This is a genomic window from uncultured Methanobrevibacter sp. (assembly GCF_902769175.1).
GTDB lineage: Archaea > Methanobacteriota > Methanobacteria > Methanobacteriales > Methanobacteriaceae > Methanobrevibacter.
The window spans coordinates 1-18,898 of the sequence record NZ_CACXNW010000019.1 but is presented as its reverse complement, the minus strand read 5'-3'; the positions used below and the strand labels follow the sequence as shown (position 1 = coordinate 18,898).

11 protein-coding genes are annotated in these 18,898 nt (G+C 32.8%); 2 read left to right on the top strand and 9 right to left on the bottom strand.

Annotation, left to right across the window (positions count from 1 at the left end; translation table 11 throughout):
• Window positions 1-135 precede the first annotated feature (135 nt).
• Window positions 136-768, top strand: a complete 633-nt coding sequence (locus tag QZV12_RS07765; RefSeq protein WP_295619815.1) for a hypothetical protein — start codon at window positions 136-138, stop codon at window positions 766-768.
• A 112-nt stretch (window positions 769-880) separates the two neighbouring features.
• On the opposite strand, the gene QZV12_RS07760 is transcribed toward QZV12_RS07765, so the two are convergent.
• From QZV12_RS07760 to ileS, 8 genes are all read right to left on the bottom strand, one after another.
• The gene (locus QZV12_RS07760; protein ID WP_366925552.1) at window positions 881-2,470 is read right to left on the bottom strand and encodes a hypothetical protein; all 1,590 of its coding nucleotides are present in this window, start codon (window positions 2,468-2,470) and stop codon (window positions 881-883) included.
• Between the two features lie 268 nt (window positions 2,471-2,738).
• Window positions 2,739-2,951 carry a hypothetical protein gene (locus QZV12_RS07755; RefSeq protein ID WP_295619809.1) on the bottom strand — a complete coding sequence of 71 codons (213 nt, stop codon included), beginning with the start codon at window positions 2,949-2,951 and terminating at the stop codon, window positions 2,739-2,741.
• A complete protein-coding gene (locus QZV12_RS07750) occupies window positions 2,945-3,178 on the bottom strand; it encodes a hypothetical protein (protein ID WP_295619806.1) in 234 nt (77 codons plus the stop codon). Before QZV12_RS07750 ends, QZV12_RS07755 begins: the two co-directional genes overlap by 7 nt.
• Before the next feature lie 251 nt (window positions 3,179-3,429).
• Complete coding sequence (locus QZV12_RS07745) at window positions 3,430-4,743, bottom strand: hypothetical protein (RefSeq protein WP_295619803.1); 1,314 nt, start codon at window positions 4,741-4,743, stop codon at window positions 3,430-3,432.
• Window positions 4,740-8,714: a right-handed parallel beta-helix repeat-containing protein gene (locus QZV12_RS07740; RefSeq protein ID WP_295619800.1), complete on the bottom strand. Its 3,975-nt coding sequence runs from the start codon at window positions 8,712-8,714 to the stop codon at window positions 4,740-4,742. The genes QZV12_RS07745 and QZV12_RS07740 overlap by 4 nt, the downstream gene beginning before the upstream one ends.
• Before the next feature lie 640 nt (window positions 8,715-9,354).
• A complete protein-coding gene (gene glp, locus QZV12_RS07735; protein ID WP_295619798.1) occupies window positions 9,355-10,581 on the bottom strand; it encodes a gephyrin-like molybdotransferase Glp in 1,227 nt (408 codons plus the stop codon).
• Between the two features lie 349 nt (window positions 10,582-10,930).
• Complete coding sequence (gene purL, locus QZV12_RS07730; RefSeq protein ID WP_295619794.1) at window positions 10,931-13,141, bottom strand: phosphoribosylformylglycinamidine synthase subunit PurL; 2,211 nt, start codon at window positions 13,139-13,141, stop codon at window positions 10,931-10,933.
• A 93-nt stretch (window positions 13,142-13,234) separates the two neighbouring features.
• Window positions 13,235-16,636 (bottom strand): isoleucine--tRNA ligase, encoded by a 3,402-nt coding sequence (gene ileS, locus QZV12_RS07725; protein ID WP_295619791.1) that lies wholly within the window; start codon window positions 16,634-16,636, stop codon window positions 13,235-13,237.
• Between the two features lie 248 nt (window positions 16,637-16,884).
• On the opposite strand from ileS, the gene QZV12_RS07720 reads away from it, so the two are divergent.
• A complete protein-coding gene (locus QZV12_RS07720; RefSeq protein ID WP_295619787.1) occupies window positions 16,885-17,397 on the top strand; it encodes a DUF192 domain-containing protein in 513 nt (170 codons plus the stop codon).
• Between the two features lie 230 nt (window positions 17,398-17,627).
• Here QZV12_RS07720 and QZV12_RS07715 read toward each other — a convergent pair.
• A partial coding sequence (locus QZV12_RS07715; protein ID WP_295619784.1) for a hypothetical protein occupies window positions 17,628-18,898 on the bottom strand: 1,271 nt, incomplete at its 5' end.

Genomic DNA, 18,898 nt, shown 5'->3' with positions numbered 1-18,898 from the left:
GCCATTTTAAAGTTGATTGATAATTTTATTTGATGATGATTTAATAAAATTTTAAAATAAAAAAAGAAATTTTTAAAAAAGATTAAGAAAATAGAATAAATCATGAATAAAAAAATAATTTTTTTAGCATGTGCAATGGGGATTATAGCACTTATATCAATTAGCATAGCAAGCGCAGGAAGTGATGTGGACACTTCAGATTGGGTGAATATAACTGTATATAACACCAATTTCCAGATTCCGCCAGAGCATGGAGGGGGAAGTGACTCAGGAGGAAATTACGTTAAGACAAATGTATTTACCTTCGGACTTGTAGCTTTGGAAGATGACAAGTCACTTAAACACAATTATGGCTATGAGTCTACATTGGATGAAAATTACGATGCTGAAGAGATGGAAATTGACGGACATCATGCAGTTGCATACTATAGCCATAGATCAATTTGTGAACATGATGTAACCTATCTCTACTTTGAATCAAACAAGACAATATATGCATTGTCCTATGATGGAAATGATGTTAACGATACAATTAAAAAGATTGTTTCATACAGTCCTAAATCCAAATTTTCAAAGGAAAAATTTGATAAAAAATTAAATAAGATGCAAGAGGACTATATTGAAGAGCAAAAAGAATATGAAGAAGATTATGCCTATGATAGAGGGTATAACAATGGATACACTCAAGGAAGCATAAACAGCAGAAACAATCATGATGACTACTTTGCATACTATATGTTCTATAGATTAGGTAGAAGAAGTCGTTAAAAAAAGAATATAATAGAAAAGTTCTAAATAAAAAAAAATGAAATAAAAAAAAGGAAAAAAATATAAAAATAAAATAGATAAAATAAAACAAAGAAAAAGTAGATTAAATATCCTACCTTTTTACAGTTATTCTTACTTTTCTAGTTGATTTTATATAGTACCTGCTTCCTGCAAATTTGATTGCTGCTGTGTATTTTCCTTTTTTCTTCAAGTTTTTGATTTTAAAGGTTGCTTGACCTTTTCTATTGGTTTTGGCCCTGTAAGTTTTACCATAAACCCTTAAAGTAAGTTTAACATTTCTGATTGCTTTGTTTTTACTGTTTCTAAAAGTTACTGTGTATTTTTTAACTTTTGTAGATCTTTTAAATGTTTTCTTTTTAGCAATTATTTTTGTTTTTTCCTTATAAATCTTTATTTTCACAGTTTTGCTGCTGACCTTATAATTATTGCTATTTACTTTAATAACAAGCTTTTTAGTACCTGCTTTTGCAACTCTTAAAATTTTTGCAGTTAATTTAATAGTTGCAACACCTTTAGAATTGGTTTTTGCAGAACCAATGGTTTTGCCATTTAAAATGAAGGTTACCTTTTGAGATGGAACTAATTTGCCATTTTTATCTTTTAGAGTAATTCTATAATTGCCTCCATAATTTATGACATATCTAGCTGCTTTAGCGCTTATGCTTGCACTTAAAGGATTGATAGTAAAGTTTCCATTCTCGCAATATTCCATAAAGCCATTGCACTTATAAATAGCGGTATACTTATACTTACCTGCATTTAAATTGGAAATTTTGAAAACTGCAATTCCACTGCTTGCATTAGCAGAGTATGTTTTGCCATTGATTGTAAGCAATACAGTAGCATTAGGGTTTGCAGATAATCCCTGTGAATCGGTTACATTAAAACTAATGACAGTATTATAGCCATAAGTGTTGTTTTTAATGGATATGAAACTCATTTGAACTAGTTTTAAAGAAATTGGAGTATCAGAACTTACATTATCTAATGTAACGGTACCATCATAGGAAATAACATTATTTGAAGAGTATAATTTTCCAACATTATCCTTAAATACTGAATCTGTTACATTTAGGTCTCTAACAACAAAAATTGCACCGGCAAGATCTGCAGAATTGTTGAAAAACTCACATAAAAGAATTTCACCGCATTCATCAAGGTAAAGTGCTCCCCCATATGTGCTTGCATTATTGTTTTTAAATGTGGAATTTGCAGCTTGGAATTCCTCTGTTGAATAGACAGCGCCACCAAAATCAGCTTGATTGTTGTCGAAAACTGAAAAGAGAATAATATCTGAATCACTGGAAATTGCACCACCAAGCTGAGCGCGATTATCATTAAAACTTGAATTCATGATAGTTAAATTATGATTGTCCCTACTTGAGATGGCTCCTCCATCATCAGCGGTGTTGTTGATAAATATGACATTATCCACTATCACATCAGAACCTAATATGGAGATGGCACCTGCTTCAGTAGCATTATTGTTTTCAAATAGGCTACTGGATATTTTACCATAGTTACCTGTCCATTTAATGGCTCCTCCCTCATTAGCATTATTATATGAGAAAAAGCTGTTGATGACAGTACCATCGTTATCGGAAGCATAAACGGCTCCACCTTCCTTAGCGATATTGTATTCAAATGTACAGGAGTCTATTATATAGTCCCTATTATCCATATAAAGAGCCCCACCATTATTTTCAGCTAAATTGACTCCAAAATAGGTCTCATTGATAGTTAAATTCCTTCCACTAACATATATGGCACCAGCATCAAAAAGGGCATAATTATATGAAAATTCACTTTTTTCTATTAATCCATCTGAACCGGACCAATCAATAGCACCCCCATTATAGGCAGCGTTATTGGAGAAGATACAGGAAGACATTGTTCCTTTCCCTCCATAACACTGAATTGCATTGTGAGACTCATTGAACACCATAGAATTAAATGAGAGTCTTTAAGACAAGATTTGAGCCATACACAGTGATTAAATTGAAGTTAATGAGATTTTCGCCACCATAAAATGCATAATTATTACCATTTATGGTTAGATTATTTGCATAAACATTTATACCAAATGTTTCATTCTCAATATAATAATCATGAGTTATATTAATTTCATCCCCCTCATTAGCATTTTCTATTTCATTTACCAAATCAGCGAAAGTTTTTCCGCATCACCATCATCTTTTAATTTAGAATTGGAACTATCTGACACATCATACAAATCCTCATCAAATGTACCAACAGCATCCACATCATTCAAAACAGAATCATCAATACTTACAGTACTAATATCCTCATAACAACTCGCTGAGACAGAAGCGATTGAACCTAATAGGAATAAAAATATTAGAACCAAAAAAATATATTTGAATTTCATTTTCTCACTTCCCCAAATTTCAAGTATCCTTAATTAACCCCATTATATTATCTTGCAAAAATTATCTAAATTATATTAGGAACATTAGATTACATTAATATCCTCATCATTTGAACCAAATACAGTATCACCAAAAATATTCTCCTTAATCCAATCTGAAGACAACTCATATAAATTACCAAGGAATGAGACACGAACAAACCAGTCATAAACTTCCTTCCAATCCTCTCTTTGATTGATGTCCCAATGTGCTAAACTCTACGATAATCAACATAATCCTCACCAAATGCAGTCATATCCATACCTTGTGTAACACCTGCAAATACTGAAGTCCAAAAGCTACTATAATCCTGATGATCTTCAGAGTAGATTGCACCAGTAACGGTACCAAAGGATCCGCCAATTATACCTCCAATTATGCTTATAGCCCAGTGCGGAACTCCATATACTTTCAAACCAGCACCTGTTGCTGTAAGAATCGCTGAAGAAACTGCATAAGTAATTGACAGGTACAAATTCTCTTTCCATTGAGCAATAGGGAAGTGTTCAATGGTTTTAGGATATGCTCCACCTAAAGAAATGATTTCAATATTACCTTCATGATTATAAATATCAAGATGGGTATCAGAATAGTTATTATAGCCAACATTACTAATGAAACTGGAATCTATGATACAAGCATAGCCAGTATTATAAATCGCACCACCATATTTAGCCCAATTACTCTTAAAAGTTGAATTGAAAACATATAAAGAACCATCATTAACAATAGCGCCACCATAATCATCCTTAACAAGATAATCAACCTCATTCTTGTAAAAAATTGAGTTATATATCTCCAAATATCCAGAATTCTCAATTGCAATATTGAAACCTTCAATGACCAAACCATTAATAACAACATAAGAACGAAGAGTTGTAGTTAAAAATTGAGTCTCATCCTTACAATTTGGATTGAGAACAAACACACGAGCATCATTACCATTAATGATCAATTTACCGTAATCCATTTCAAACAAAACCTTTGAATCAGGGAAAACCATATAATCTCCCTTTTCAAATGTGACATTTATAATATCATACTCATCATTATTATTAACTAAATTAGAAAGCCTCATTAAAGAGCTGACACTATCAATAACCACATTATAAATGGTAGGACTTACTGTATCCCTTATCAAGCATAAGCCATCCTTTTCCGTATGGATAGTAGATGCATAAACACCACTGCAATTAACTAATTTTATAACAGAATTTCGAGTTATATGGAAGTTGCTCTCTAAATAAATCATCTTCCCCATCACATCTATACGCTGATTTTTTGAAAAATCACAGTTGACAAATAATCCCTGTGCAGAAACACCTTCACTATAGATTGCTGCACCTTTAGAGGCCTTATTTGAAGTGAAAGTTGAGTTATAACAATATACACCACCATAATTCTTTATGGCTCCACCATAATCAACATCCATAAGAGTGTGATAGCAATTGTTTACAAATGTACAATTGATAATGAAAAGAGTACCATAATTTAAAATTGCACTATTGAAACCAGATAAGGTCAATTCACTAAAGTCAAACTGCCGTGCTTAGGAACAATGGCAAAATGATAATCATTGTCCAGACTATTTCCACTAAGGTCAATGGTAGCACCATTTCCATTAACTACAATGGCTCTAGAATCCATATCCAACATTCCCTTATCCTTATGTGCAACATAATAAATTCCAGGATCAATAAGTGGAGTACGCCATTCATTAAGATTAGTAGTCATTTGCTTATAATCGCTTTCACTGAAATTATAAACCTTGTTTTCTAATTTAATAATATATCCTGAAGCATCATTAATCATATGAATATCATTAAAGACAGTTGAAAAGGATTTGGCATCAGGATAATACAAAACGAATGTGTTATTCCCATTTAAGCTATTGATGCCCCTCATGCTAACTGATGATTCAATGCTTAAGAAACTGTTCTTTACAATGGACTGATAAAGTTGAAAATCATCATCATAGAAAACAACCATAGACTTGTTGGAAGCATAAATGTTATCGGTTTTTGATAAAAATTTACAAAGTATGAAATTAGTTAATGAATTGGTTTCAGCATATAAAACACCAGCCTTTGTACCCTCTTCACTTTGATAGCCAAATGCAGAGACATATGCTTGGAAATTATCATTATTGTCAAAAATACAATGATCAAATGTAGCCTTGTTTAAGTTATAAGCCACAGCACCTAAAGTTTCAGTAGACCATTTCTTAGCATTATTGCTAACAAATGTTGAATTGGCACAATACAACTCACCATAGTTTACAAAACAACGTGCGAATTTCTTTAAAGTGAGGTTACTAATTGAAATCACGGTATTCGGATTGCCATAAATAAAGTTATGCTTATACCCATCATCAATTGTAGCTCCATTACCATTTATGAATAATTTACCATGGCTTAAATGGATAAGGTAATCCCAATCCCTATCATGCCAAAAGCTTTCAGAAATTGTATAAGTTCCCTTTTTAAGATTTATGACAGTGACATCAACATTATAATCCCTTTTTGACATTTTCCTTAAAACATTTGTAAGTTCAGTGCTATTGGAAACTGTTACATTATATAAAATAAATGATTGAAGGGAAGGCAAAATATAACGATAAGTATTTTCACCTATAACACTATAAGTGACATTTTCTAATTCCATAAATGACTCATTATTATAAATAGGCAATAATGAACCATAACTGGTACCATTTAGATGATCTATCAGTTTTGAATATTGATTGATTACAGTAATTTTATCCTTGACGCTTATATTTTGATAACTTGCAGTGACAGTATAATTTCCAGGAGCCACATCAAGTCTTAATAAAGCCCATCCATGTTCAGTAATATTAGAGGTGTGATTTTTGCCATCGATACTGAAAGTGACTATGCCCTTTGCAGATTCATTATCACTGACTAAAAATTTGATTTTATAAGTGTCATTGATATTAAAAGTAGCATTTGACACAGCTGAAAGTACGGTTATCTGATTGCTAAAGGATTCACCTGTGACAGTGTTAATTGCTTTAACCGTGTATTCTCCAGGTTCTAAATTAGCATACAACTTAGCAACACCATTATCCTTAACATGAGATAAGTATTTTGTGCCATTCAAATCGAACTGGACAATTGTTCCAATCGGCAAGAAATTATCTTCAGAATCTAAAAATACCGCAGAATAAACATCCCCTTTTCCATATATCTTAACAAAATCCTCACCAAAAACACTGGTCTTTTGAATATTTAAATTATAAGTTAAGACTTGAGAGTTAATCTTTACAGTAATCTTATGAGAACCTGCATCATTAGGAATATAATCAAATTCAAATGATTTGCTGTTTACTGCAGTGATACTGAAAGCTCCATCCTTATCACTGCTAAATAAAACATCATTAGCCAAATAACTAGGCACATCATATGTGAAACTAATTTTTAAATGGACAGGAAGATAATTGACACCATCACTTTTACCAGACAAACTGCTTGATATATAATTGCTGTCAGAATGCTTTTTATTGCTTCCAAAGACTTTATATTCCATTAATTTTTGACTATTAAATGAAGGATTGTTAGTTCCCCACCAATTGTTTTGCAATTTGGAATATTCCCCTGAAACAAAAACATCATCTCCTTGATCATCAGCAATATTACCTATGAAAGCATTATTATATAAATCTAAATGGGATGCAGATTGATCAGTATAAATGGCCCCTCCACGACCTTTGGCATGATTATTCTTAAAATAGGAATGATGAATTTGGAAATGCTTGTCTGCATAACCATTAACATAAATAGCTCCACCATCACCTTCTGAATATCCAGACTCAAATGTTGAATCTTTAACTACACCTAACTTTTCTGTGTAAATTGATCCTCCACCATCGACATAGACCTTATTAGCCTTGAAATGAGAGTTATAACAGTTTACTGTATTATAGGAATATATTGCTCCACCATAATTTTGAGCCCAATTATCATTAAAAGTACAATTGTTAACATTAACAGTTCCAAAGGAACAAATCGCACCACCATATCTCTTTTTAACTCCTCCAGTAGCATGATTATTAATAAAAGTACAATCATATAAAGTTAAATCAGTGGAACTGCTGTCACTATGAATAGCACCACCATCTCCAGCTTGTGCATAATTATTCTTAAATACACATGAATGGAAACTTACATTATGGCACACATCATTAATGTAAATGGCACCACCAAAATCATCATTGGCATGATTGCCATCGAATATTAAGTTAGTTACTTTATTTGCAATTTTACAAGTGTAAATGGCACCACCATGGCTTTTAGCAGAATTAGCAATAAACTTACTCTCACCATCAAATTGAATATAATCTGAATAAATGGCACCACATTTACCTTGAGAAGTGTTGTTCTCAAAGATAGACCTGCCTACATATAACCACTCGTTAGCATAAATTGCTCCAGCACGACTGGAATTTGCAGAGTTTTTTATAAAACTGCAACCCTCGACGATTACACGAGAGCCACCTCCATAAATGGCTCCACCCTCTTTAGCGGAATTTTGGGTGAAATTAGAAGCAATAAGATTCAATTCCTTATGAGCATAGATCGCTCCACCATAGTTTTCAGCAATATTATTTGAGAAATTGCAAGAATCCACCATTATATAATCTTTAGCGCAAATGGCACCACCATAACATTTATGCACTTTTGCACCGAAAGCCTTATTGTTAACAAACTCAGTGTCAGTTACTTCAAGAGTTTTTGTACAATAAATAGCACCTCCATCAACAAGAGCACTGTTGCCTTCAAAATAAGACCCCTCTATAACAAGGTCCCCTTTAGAGAAAATAGCACCTCCATCCTCTTCTTGAGCCTTGTTATTTTTAAAAGTAGAATTTATAATGGTAAGTGTTCCAGAGGACATATGATAAATTGCCCCATCATACTCCTGAGCTAAATTGTTTTCAAAAGTACAATTAATTAATGTCCATTCAGCAGTCCATGCAATAAATAGAGCCCCTCCATTTTTTGTAAAATTGTTTGCCGAATTTTTAATAATCAGATTCTTTAATGTGACTTCACCTTTTTCAGAACAAAAGGCATAAGCATTGTTATTAGCACAGTCAATTGTATGACCTTGCCCGTCAATGGTAATGACCTTATTTACCGCTACAAAATTTTTGCCAGTGGCTACATAGTCACTGGTTAAACATAATACTCCTCCTTCTTCAGTAGCATTCACTTGATTTTCAAGGTCTAAAAAAGTAGATGGAGCGCCATCAGAATAAACCTCATCCACAGATTCCTGATTGTTAAGGTCATCTAAATGCTCCTGAGAACCAATTATGCCATCATCAATAGATTCTTCTATATTGCTGCTGTCTGATATTTGAATTTGATCAGAATCGATACCCCTAAAATCGCTATTTAAATCAGATGCTCCAACAAAACTGATGGAGAATAAAACCAATAAAAATACCAGCGCAACAGGTATTTTTAATTTCATTTAACAAGTCCCCCAGATTATTTGTATATAATCCTATAATTATTAATTCCAATAATATTTTAAAATAAGCAAGTGATTAATTGGATATGATATATAAGTTTTTTATAATCCCCAAATTACTTCTTTATATCATTTCTATGTTTTGCCTAATTATTCATTTTCCCCATATTATTGTGTATTTAAATATATTTATTATTATATATTAAGTTTTATATTTACATATTATATAAACTACACAAAATTTATAAAATGATAAATTTTTATGTACTATTTTTAATTGAGTATTCACTAAAAATAGATTTTTTTAAAAATTTGTTTCTTTATTTTTAAATAAAAGGATTTTAAGAATGATTTTGAAATAATTTTTATAGTTTTGGCAGACACTCATTTTGAAAAAAATATAATATTGTTATAAACTTTTTAAATTTAAAAAAAAAGGTCTGTTGAAAAGCTTTTTTACAGTTATCTTTAAAAATTTTTATACAAATTTATATGATTTCAACAAAGCCAAAAAAGATGTTTTAAAAAAAATATAATAATATTATAAAATTTTTAAATATAAAAAAAAGATGTTTTAAAAAAAAATATAATAATATTATAAAATTTTTAAATATAAAAAAAAGCTGTTTTAAAAAAATATTTAAAGTGTAGGCCATGCCATATCATTAAAGAAGATTAAATCAACTTCATCTCCCTTTTCAATACCTTCATGGTTTTCATCAATAATTATATAGCAATTAGCTTCAACCATAGAACGTATGATTCCAGAACCTCTATTCAATACATGATGCACCTTTTCATCATCTGCTACTGCTCTAATATAGTCAGTTCTTCCAAGAGATGATGGAATCTTTGTATCGGAACCCCTTTTAATTACATTGTGGGTATAATCGATTCCCTGCATCCTAAAGATGTAGCGTCTTGCAATTATATCAAACTGACCCATCGCAGCTACAGGCTGACCTGTAAGCATGAATACGGCAGTGCCATTTACAATTCCTGCACCAACAGGTTTTCCAGGTCTCATTGCTACACCATGGAATAATACATCCCCTAATTCCTCAACTGCATCAACAACTACATCCCCTTTACTGATAGCTGTCCCTCCAGTTGTTATTACAACATCATATTCCTTTGTTGCCTTATCTATTGCATCTTTTACAGATTCAAAGTCATCTGGACCATGATCTATATCTACAATGGCACCAGCACTTCTAATCAATGCTGCAATGGTGTATTGATTAGAATTGATTATTTTAGCCTTATCAAGCTTTGGAGAAGGTTCAACAAGTTCATTACCAGTGATAATCAACTTGACTCTTGGTATTTTATAGACTTCAACTTCACTATGACCTGCTGAAGCAATCAAACCCATTTCCTGAGGCCTTATTAAAACATTTGCACCTAATATTTCATCTCCTTCAGCTATGTCTTCAGCCTTTGGTGAAATGTTTTCACCAGGAGTCACTTGTGAATGAATCTCTAAATTGTCTCCTTCCTCATATGTGAATTCCTTCATTAAAACTGCATTTGCACCATTTGGAATCGGTGCACCAGTTGCTATTACAATAGCTTCGCCATTTGATAAGGTTTTATCTGAAAAGTCACCTGCTCCAATTCTATCAATGATCTTTAATTCTTTTATAACATTATTGGAAGCGCCAAAGGTATCTTCTGCAATAACTGCATATCCATCCATAGCAGACTTGTCAAATGGAGGAGAGTTATGATAAGAAGAGATAGAATGAGCTAAAACTCTTCCTTGAGAATCTCTTACATGTATCTTTTCTATATCCATAATCTTTTGATTCTCATCAATTTTAGCTAAAGCGTCTTCCAATGGAATTAAATTTGATATAAACTTCATATTATCGTCCTTATTATCTCATACCATAAATATTTAATAAATTTTAATAAATCAATTAAGATAATCAAAATAATCAATAAATTATCTAATAAATCATCATATAAATTAATCAATAATCAATCAACAAATTATCTACATAAATCATCATATAAATTAATCAATAATCAATCAATCAATAATTAATCAACAAAATCAATTAATTATTTAATAAATTACTCCAACAATTTATTAAATAATTAACTAAAAATAAGAAAGAATAATTAAATTAGATTAAATAAAAATTTGAAAATAAAATATAGAGAAAAACTCTAATATTTATTTTCTTACTTAAATTCTTATATTAACGTGATTAAGCCATATATTTCTCAATAACGCCATGATAAGCATCATCTAAGTCTGCTACAGCTAAATCTACGATGGTTTCATCTGCATTCTTAATGACTAATGAATCCCCTTTGACTTCACCAATAATTGCAGCATCCACATCAATGGCATTTATGATTTCATCTGCCTTATCAGCTTTTACAGTTATTATGAATCTTGCATGAGATTCAGAGAACAATAAGTTATTGTCACTGATTCCATCTTCAGCAGGAACTTTGCTAATGTCCACTTCACAACCTATTTTACCAGACATAGCCATTTCAGATAATGCAATAGCTATACCTCCAGCAGATATGTCATGGGTAGCGGTTATGCCAAGTTCTTCTTCTCCTTCGAGGAATTTAGTGTAGTCTCCATCATTTTCAATCAAGTCAAGAATTGTGTTTGCAACAGCCAATTCATCATCAATTCTAATCTTAGGAGCGTCACCTTGCTCCAAGTTATGAACTGCTCTGTGATATTCGGAACCTTCAACCTCATCATAGGTCTTACCGATGATAATAATCTTATCTCCCTCTTTCTTAAATGGAAGTGTCCTGATATTTCCTAACTTTTCAACCCCAATGACACCTACAGCAGGAGTTGGGTTGATTTTGATACCTTCAGTCTCATTATAGAAACTTACATTTCCACTGATGACTGGAGATTCGAATTTCTCTGCAATATCAGACATTCCTTTAATGCACTCCTTGAATTGCCAGAGGATTTCAGGAATTTCCGGATTACCGAAGTTAAGACAGTCTACAACTGCATAAGGTTTTGCACCCATTGAAACCACATTACGAATGGCTTCAGCTACACTTCCTGCTCCACCATCATATGGAGAGAGTTTAGTGTGGATTGTATTTGAGTCAGCAGTTAAGGCAACAGCTGTTTCATCATCTATTTGCAATACTGCAGCATCGTCACCAGGTTTTACAACAGTTCTGGTTTGAACTTCATGGTCATATTGCTTGTAAACCCAAGATTTGCTTGCAATATTAGGTGATGACAATACCTTAATTAATGATTCGTCAATTGGTCCATCTTCCACTTCAACTAAATCATCTGATTTAGCAGGTTCTCTCATTTCTCTGTTGAGTGAAGGAGGATCTGCCAATAGAATGGTTGGAACATCACATAATGTCTGCAATTCCACTTCAGCATCAAAGTCTTTAACTACCATATGATTTCCATCAGTGACTTCACCGATAACCGCAGATGGAATTTCGTGCTTGTCACAAATAGCCTGTGCCAATTCCACATCTTTTGGATTGATGACAAAAACCATACGTTCCTGGGATTCTGAAAGCATAATTTCATAAGGAGTCATACCTTCTTCTCTTAAAGGAATGGACCTAAGGTCTACAACTGCACCATTTCCTGACTTGTCTACAAGTTCAGATATACAACAGGTAAGGCCTCCCCCACCTAAATCCTTTACACCGGAACAATCGATTTTCTCAAGGATTTCAAGTGAAGCTTCAAGAACTCTCTTTTTGGTAAATGGATCAGCTACCTGTACAGCAGGACGGTCTTCCTTTTCAGAATCGGAAGTCAATTCTTCAGATGCAAAGGTTACTCCATGAATTCCGTCACGTCCAGTTGTTCCACCCATAAGGAGGAAAACATCCCCAATGTTTGGAGCAACAGCCATAACGATTTCATCCTTTTTAACAAGCCCTGCACATAATACATTTACAAGAGGGTTTGCCCTGAATGACTCATCAAACTCGATTTCCCCACCAACGGTAGGAACTCCTACTCTGTTACCATAGTCAGAGATACCTTCTACAACATGCTCAAACAAGTATCTTGATTTCTGGTCTTCAAGTGGACAAAAACGAAGACTGTCAAGAAGAGCAATTGGCATTGCACCCATAGAGATAATGTCTCTTAGAATTCCTCCAATACCGGTACCTGCTCCTCCGTAAGGTTCAATCGCTGAAGGGTGATTATGACTTTCCATACCAACAGCAAGAGCATATTCATCTGTAATGGATACTAAACCTGCATCATCTCCAGGCCCTAAAACAATATTTTCACCTTCAGTAGGGAACAATCTTAAGATTGGCCTACTACTCTTATATGAACAATGCTCAGAGAACATTACATCCAACATGCCCTCCTCCAGTTCGTTCATTTCTCTACCAAGAATTCCTTCAATATATTTTACTTCAGAATCTGTTAAAGTCATTTTAACACCTTAGCATAGATTTAACATAAATATATAATTTTTTTAATTTTAAATGATTATTCACATCTTTTCAAACAATCTTAAATCCATAGATTATTCAAGTTTCACTACAGAAATAATCACTTTATGATCTTCAATTTCCCATTCTTTAGAGTATTCTACAGAAATGTCCTCATACTCTCTGCCTAAACCTTTATCGGTACAAACTTCACAAGCATCACCATCAAATATTACAAGTGAATTTGCTCTGACCTCTTCACTTATCACATCAGATTGCTTTTCTACAAGCTCTTTGAATTCACCGTCAGTATTGACCATAGCGCCAATATTGGCTTCAACATCCAAGTCCATCTCTTTTCTCATTTCTTGGATTCTTCTGATAAGTTCACGAGCCATAGCTTCAGATAAGATTTCTGGAGTTATTTTAGTATTTACAAATACGTTTCCTCCAGCAAATTCTGCACTTACAACATCATCTGGAAGTTCAGTTTCATAAAGGACATCATCTTGAGAAAGTTCAATTTCCTTTTTATTTCCTTCTCTGTCTTCACCTATGACAATGTATTTGCCATTGGAATCAAGCTCTTCCTTAATGGAATTACCTAATCCTTCTGCTTTTGCCTGTCCAAAGAACTTTTGCACAATGCCCATATCTCCTTTAAGCCTTGGACCTAAAGTCTTAAGATTAGGTTTTGCAATAAAGGTAAGGTTTTCAAATTCAGTAGCTGTAAGAACCTCTTTAGTATTGGATTGATCTTTAATTACATCTGTAAGAGATGATACACTTTCCAATACCTCATCATCTTGAGATACAACAGTGATGTCACTTACAGGCCATCTGAGCTTGTATCTTGCTATATCCCTTGCCCTTGCAACTGCTTCGATGATTTCCCTTACATTATCCATTTTTGCCTCAAGCTCTTCATCGATTAAAGCTTCATCATACATCCAATCGTCCATATGAATACTTTCAACAGCATTATCATCTAAGTTTTTGACAAGGTTTTCATATATCTCTTCAGATAAATGAGGAGTGATTGGAGCCATCAAATGAATTAAGGTATTGAGTGTTGTGTAAAGTGAATAGTATGCACCTAACTTATCTGGGTCATCGCTTTCCACCCAGGTTCTTCCTCTGATTAATCTTACATACCATCTGCTTAAGTCTTCAAGGATGAAATTATTGATTGCCCTTGTAGCCAAGTGGAAATGCACATCGTTGATTGCATCTCCTGCTTCCTTAGCAAGTGAATTTACACGGGACAATATCCATTTATCCTCATTACGCAATGTCACATTTGCATCAGGGCCATCCAATACGCATTTTGCAGGGTCAAATTCATCAAGAACCATATAGGTTGTTGAGAATACATATACATTCCAAAGGATATTGAACATCTTTTTGACATTGTTCAATTCATCCCAAACGAACTTAAGGTCATCCCATGGCTTGCAAGCCCATAAGAGGTAAAATCTAAGTACATCTGCACCATATTTTTCAATGACCTCTTCAGGCTGGACTACATTGCCTAAAGACTTACTCATCTTTTTGCCCTCTTCATCCAATACAAATCCGTGCATTAAAACCTTATTGTATGGAGCTTGGTCTAAAGCAATTACACCAGTACCTAATTGAGAATAGAACCATCCTCTTGTTTGGTCATGCCCTTCACAAATAAAGTCATAAGGATACCATTCATTAAACATTTCCTCTTCACGAGGATAGTAAAGTGCTGCCCAACCTGCAACTCCTGAGTCAATCCATACATCCAATACATCAGGAATACGTTCCATTGAGCCTCCGCAATCACATTTAATCAATACGTCATCAACATAAGGTCTGTGAACCAAATCCTCATCACTTGCAGTGATTTCATTGATTGATTCATTTTTAAGCTCTTCAACTGAACCGATTACCTTGATTTCACCACAGTCCGGACAGATCCAAATAGGTATAGGAATACCCCAGTATCTTTGTCTTGAAATGGTCCAATCCTTAGCATTAGCTACCCAATCATGGAATCTTCCTTCACCAGCCCATTTAGGTACCCATTCAACTCTATCAATTTCAGAAAGCATTTTATCTTTGATTTCAGGTACTTTGATAAACCATTGTTCTGTAGCTAAGTAGATGATAGGAGTTTTACATCTCCAACATACACCATATCTGTGATTAATTGTATCATGTTTATACATTAAATGTTGAGCAATTAAATCAGCAATAATGGTGTCATTCATGTCTTTGGTGAACCCTTCCGCATAGATTCCACCATCTTCAGTGAAACATCCTACTTCATCTACCGGGCAATGTATAGGAAGTCCCACTTTTTGACCGATTTCAAAATCCTCAGGACCATGTCCAGGAGCTGTGTGTACAAAACCGGTACCTTCACCTAATTCTACATGGTCTCCATGGAAAGTGGTGTGAACCAATTCATTTTCAGCTTCGATTTCCATTTGCTTAGGAACTTGTTCAGCTAAAGGATAAACATAAGACAAACCTAAAAGTTCAGATCCCTTTACGGTTTTGATGATTTCATACATCACTTCCTTTTCTTCCTCTATGATGTATTTCTTTTCCTTTGACTCTTCATCTTCAGGATCATATTTAGGATTTGGCAATTTGTTTTTGTGAATGACTTCAATTGGACCTAAAACAGTTTCCAACAACTCTTTTGCAATGATAAGGATTTCATCTTCGCCATCATTCAATCTTTCATCTACCTTTACAAAGGAATAGTCGAAATCCTCATTTAAACAAATGGCTAAGTTTCCAGGTAGGGTCCAAGGTGTGGTTGTCCATACAAGGAAAGACTGTTTCAAATCAGCGTAATCCCCATCGGTAATCAATTTTTCCTTCAATGGGAAACGTACATAAATTGAAGGGTCATCTCCATCAGTATAATCAATTTCAGCTGCAGCAAGTGCAGTTTGACAATGTGGACACCAGCTGATTACCCTTTGGTCACGGGTAAGCAAATTCTTTTCATGAGTTCTCTTCAATGTCCACCAAGCTGATTCCATATATTTAGGGTCTAAGGTCATGTAAGGGTTATCCCAATCAAACCAAACCCCTAAGCTTTTGAATTGTTCAGTCATGGCAACCTTATTTTCCATAGCAAATTCTTTACATTGCTTGATAAAGTTGTCTATACCATACTTCTCTTCAATTTCCTGTTTGGATTCAATTCCCAACAATTGCTCTACCTTATGTTCAATAGGCAATCCATGAGTATCCCAACCAGCTTGTCTTCTTAACTTAAACCCATTCATAGACTTATAACGGAGCAAGGTATCTTTAATGACCTTATTCCAGGTAGTACCTAAATGGATTTTTCCACTACAATATGGCGGTCCGTCTAAAAATGAATATTGTGGACCATTAGCTCGCAATTTATTTGTTTTTTCATAAATGTCAGAATCAGCCCAAAAATTTTGAACCTTTTCCTCTATTTTCTTAAAGTCATAGCTTTTCTCTGCCTCTATTAACGGCATATCGATTCTCCTAATAAATGTGATTTAAAATCTTTAATGATTAAATAAAAATTATCTTCAATATTTTAGATAAATGCATTAAATAAATTATAGATTCATAGAGATGAATGAAAATAATTTGATTTTAATGAATTGAAACAAAATAGAAAATATAAATTATTATGATTTATATTTCTTATTTTGAATATAAATAAACTTTATTATTATTAATCTTTATAACGATAATATTTTTATATAAATATAATATTATGAGGAAATTAAAAAATTATAATTTGCTTGTTAAATTGATTTTAAAGTGTAAAAAAGTTTTTAAAAATAAAAATATTTATAAATATCAAAAATATATAGAAAATAAGATAGTTATGGATATTAAATTGAAAAATAGGAAAAATAAAAAGAATAAAAATTTGTATTCACTGCATATTAAAAAATCAAATGAAAAAATTGTAGAGATAAAAATAGCCAATGATTATTTCAGTCGTTTAATGGGACTTATGTTTAGAAAAAATGCAAAAAATCCCTTATTGCTTGAAATTCCCAATAAACTTAGCAAAAAGGAAAGATCTTCGATTCATAGCTTCTTTATGAGATTTGAGATAGTTATTGTTTTTATTGATAAGAACAATATTGTCTATGAAATAGCAGATTTAAAGCCTTGGAATTATTATGTACCTAAAAGACCAGCTAAATATATAGTGGAATTTGACAAGAAGGAATTCGATGACTGTTTGAAAATAGGTGATGAGATAGAAATAAAATAGAATATTATCAAAACTATAAAAAAGAATAAAAAAAGGCAATAAACTAAAAATATTAACAAAACCAAAACAAAATAAAAAAAAAAAGACAATGCACTAAAAATATTAACAAAACCAAAACAAAATAAAAAAAAAAAAAAAAAAAAATAAGGCAGTAAACTAAAATATTAACAAAACTTAATGAAATAGGATTATAGGATGATAAGGAGATGATAAAATAGGATACTTACATCCTATAATATTGGATATACAATTGCTTCTTGCTCATCATTTGGAGAAACATACTTTGCAAAAGCACCATCCTCCAAATCAATATCCAAACCTAAATCTCCACTATAATTACCTTTATAATTATCATCCGGATTTGAAGACACATCTGGAAGATACCAAGGCCAAAATATATCCTTAAATGTTGGCTTATATTTACTATCAATAACCTTTAAGAGACGATTAATTTCATTAGGATCTAAGAGAAGATTACCTGCATTATCATGCACATAGCCATGAACGTCGCTTTTAAAAGATTGTACAGTTTCACCCTTATAATTAATTAACTCTATACTTCTTAATCTACCAACATCATAATTTTTTGTTCCAATACGAACCCTATAGAGTGGATTACCCTTCATATCATAAGGGACACCATCATCATTAAGCACAATCTCTTTAGGATCAACTTTTTTTCCAGTTTGAGTAAAATAGTCATTGCCTTCCACATATTTAATTTTTACATTGCTTCTATGTGCATAAAATGGATTACCACAGCTATCATAAAGAACATTGTTTTTATCAGTAAATATATGAGAGACAATATCACTTCTTTCTTGAGAACAAAAGTTTTTCTCATTAAATTTTATTGGAGCTCCATCAGCATCATATAGGGTCATCCCGTCATAAATTTTTTCACCATCTGCTGTATAAGCATTAAATTTTGCATCTTCAAACTTAACCTGGTCGATAACCTTTCCATCTATAGTATATATTTTAGTAGATTCTGGTCCTACAGCAATCTGCCCAATGTTATTATTGGATATATCATAGTCAGTATATTTTCCAAAAGATGGCTTTGGTTTTCCAACAGGCCGTACAAGATCCCCACCTTCACTTTGAACATCAGATATGATACTAGCATCAGACTTTTCCCCGATAATATCATTATAATAATTATTCATATCGTTGAAATTATCACTAATCTCATTTTCTTCTATTAACAAATTCGGCTCATTACCACCAAAATCATTCACAATATCATTTGTACTCTCAATCTTAATATTATTTCCACCATCATTCATAATATTATTTCCACCATCATTCATAATATTATTTCCACCATCATTCATAATATTATTTCCACCATCATTCATAATATTGCCTTCTGCTTTACCCTTCTCAAAGAAATTAGCCTTTTCCGCAGCTATCTTCTTATATTCCCTAATGGATTTAATAGTCTGAGAAAACATAAAACCTATCAAAGCAGCAGAAGCACCTAACATAGCAAAACGCT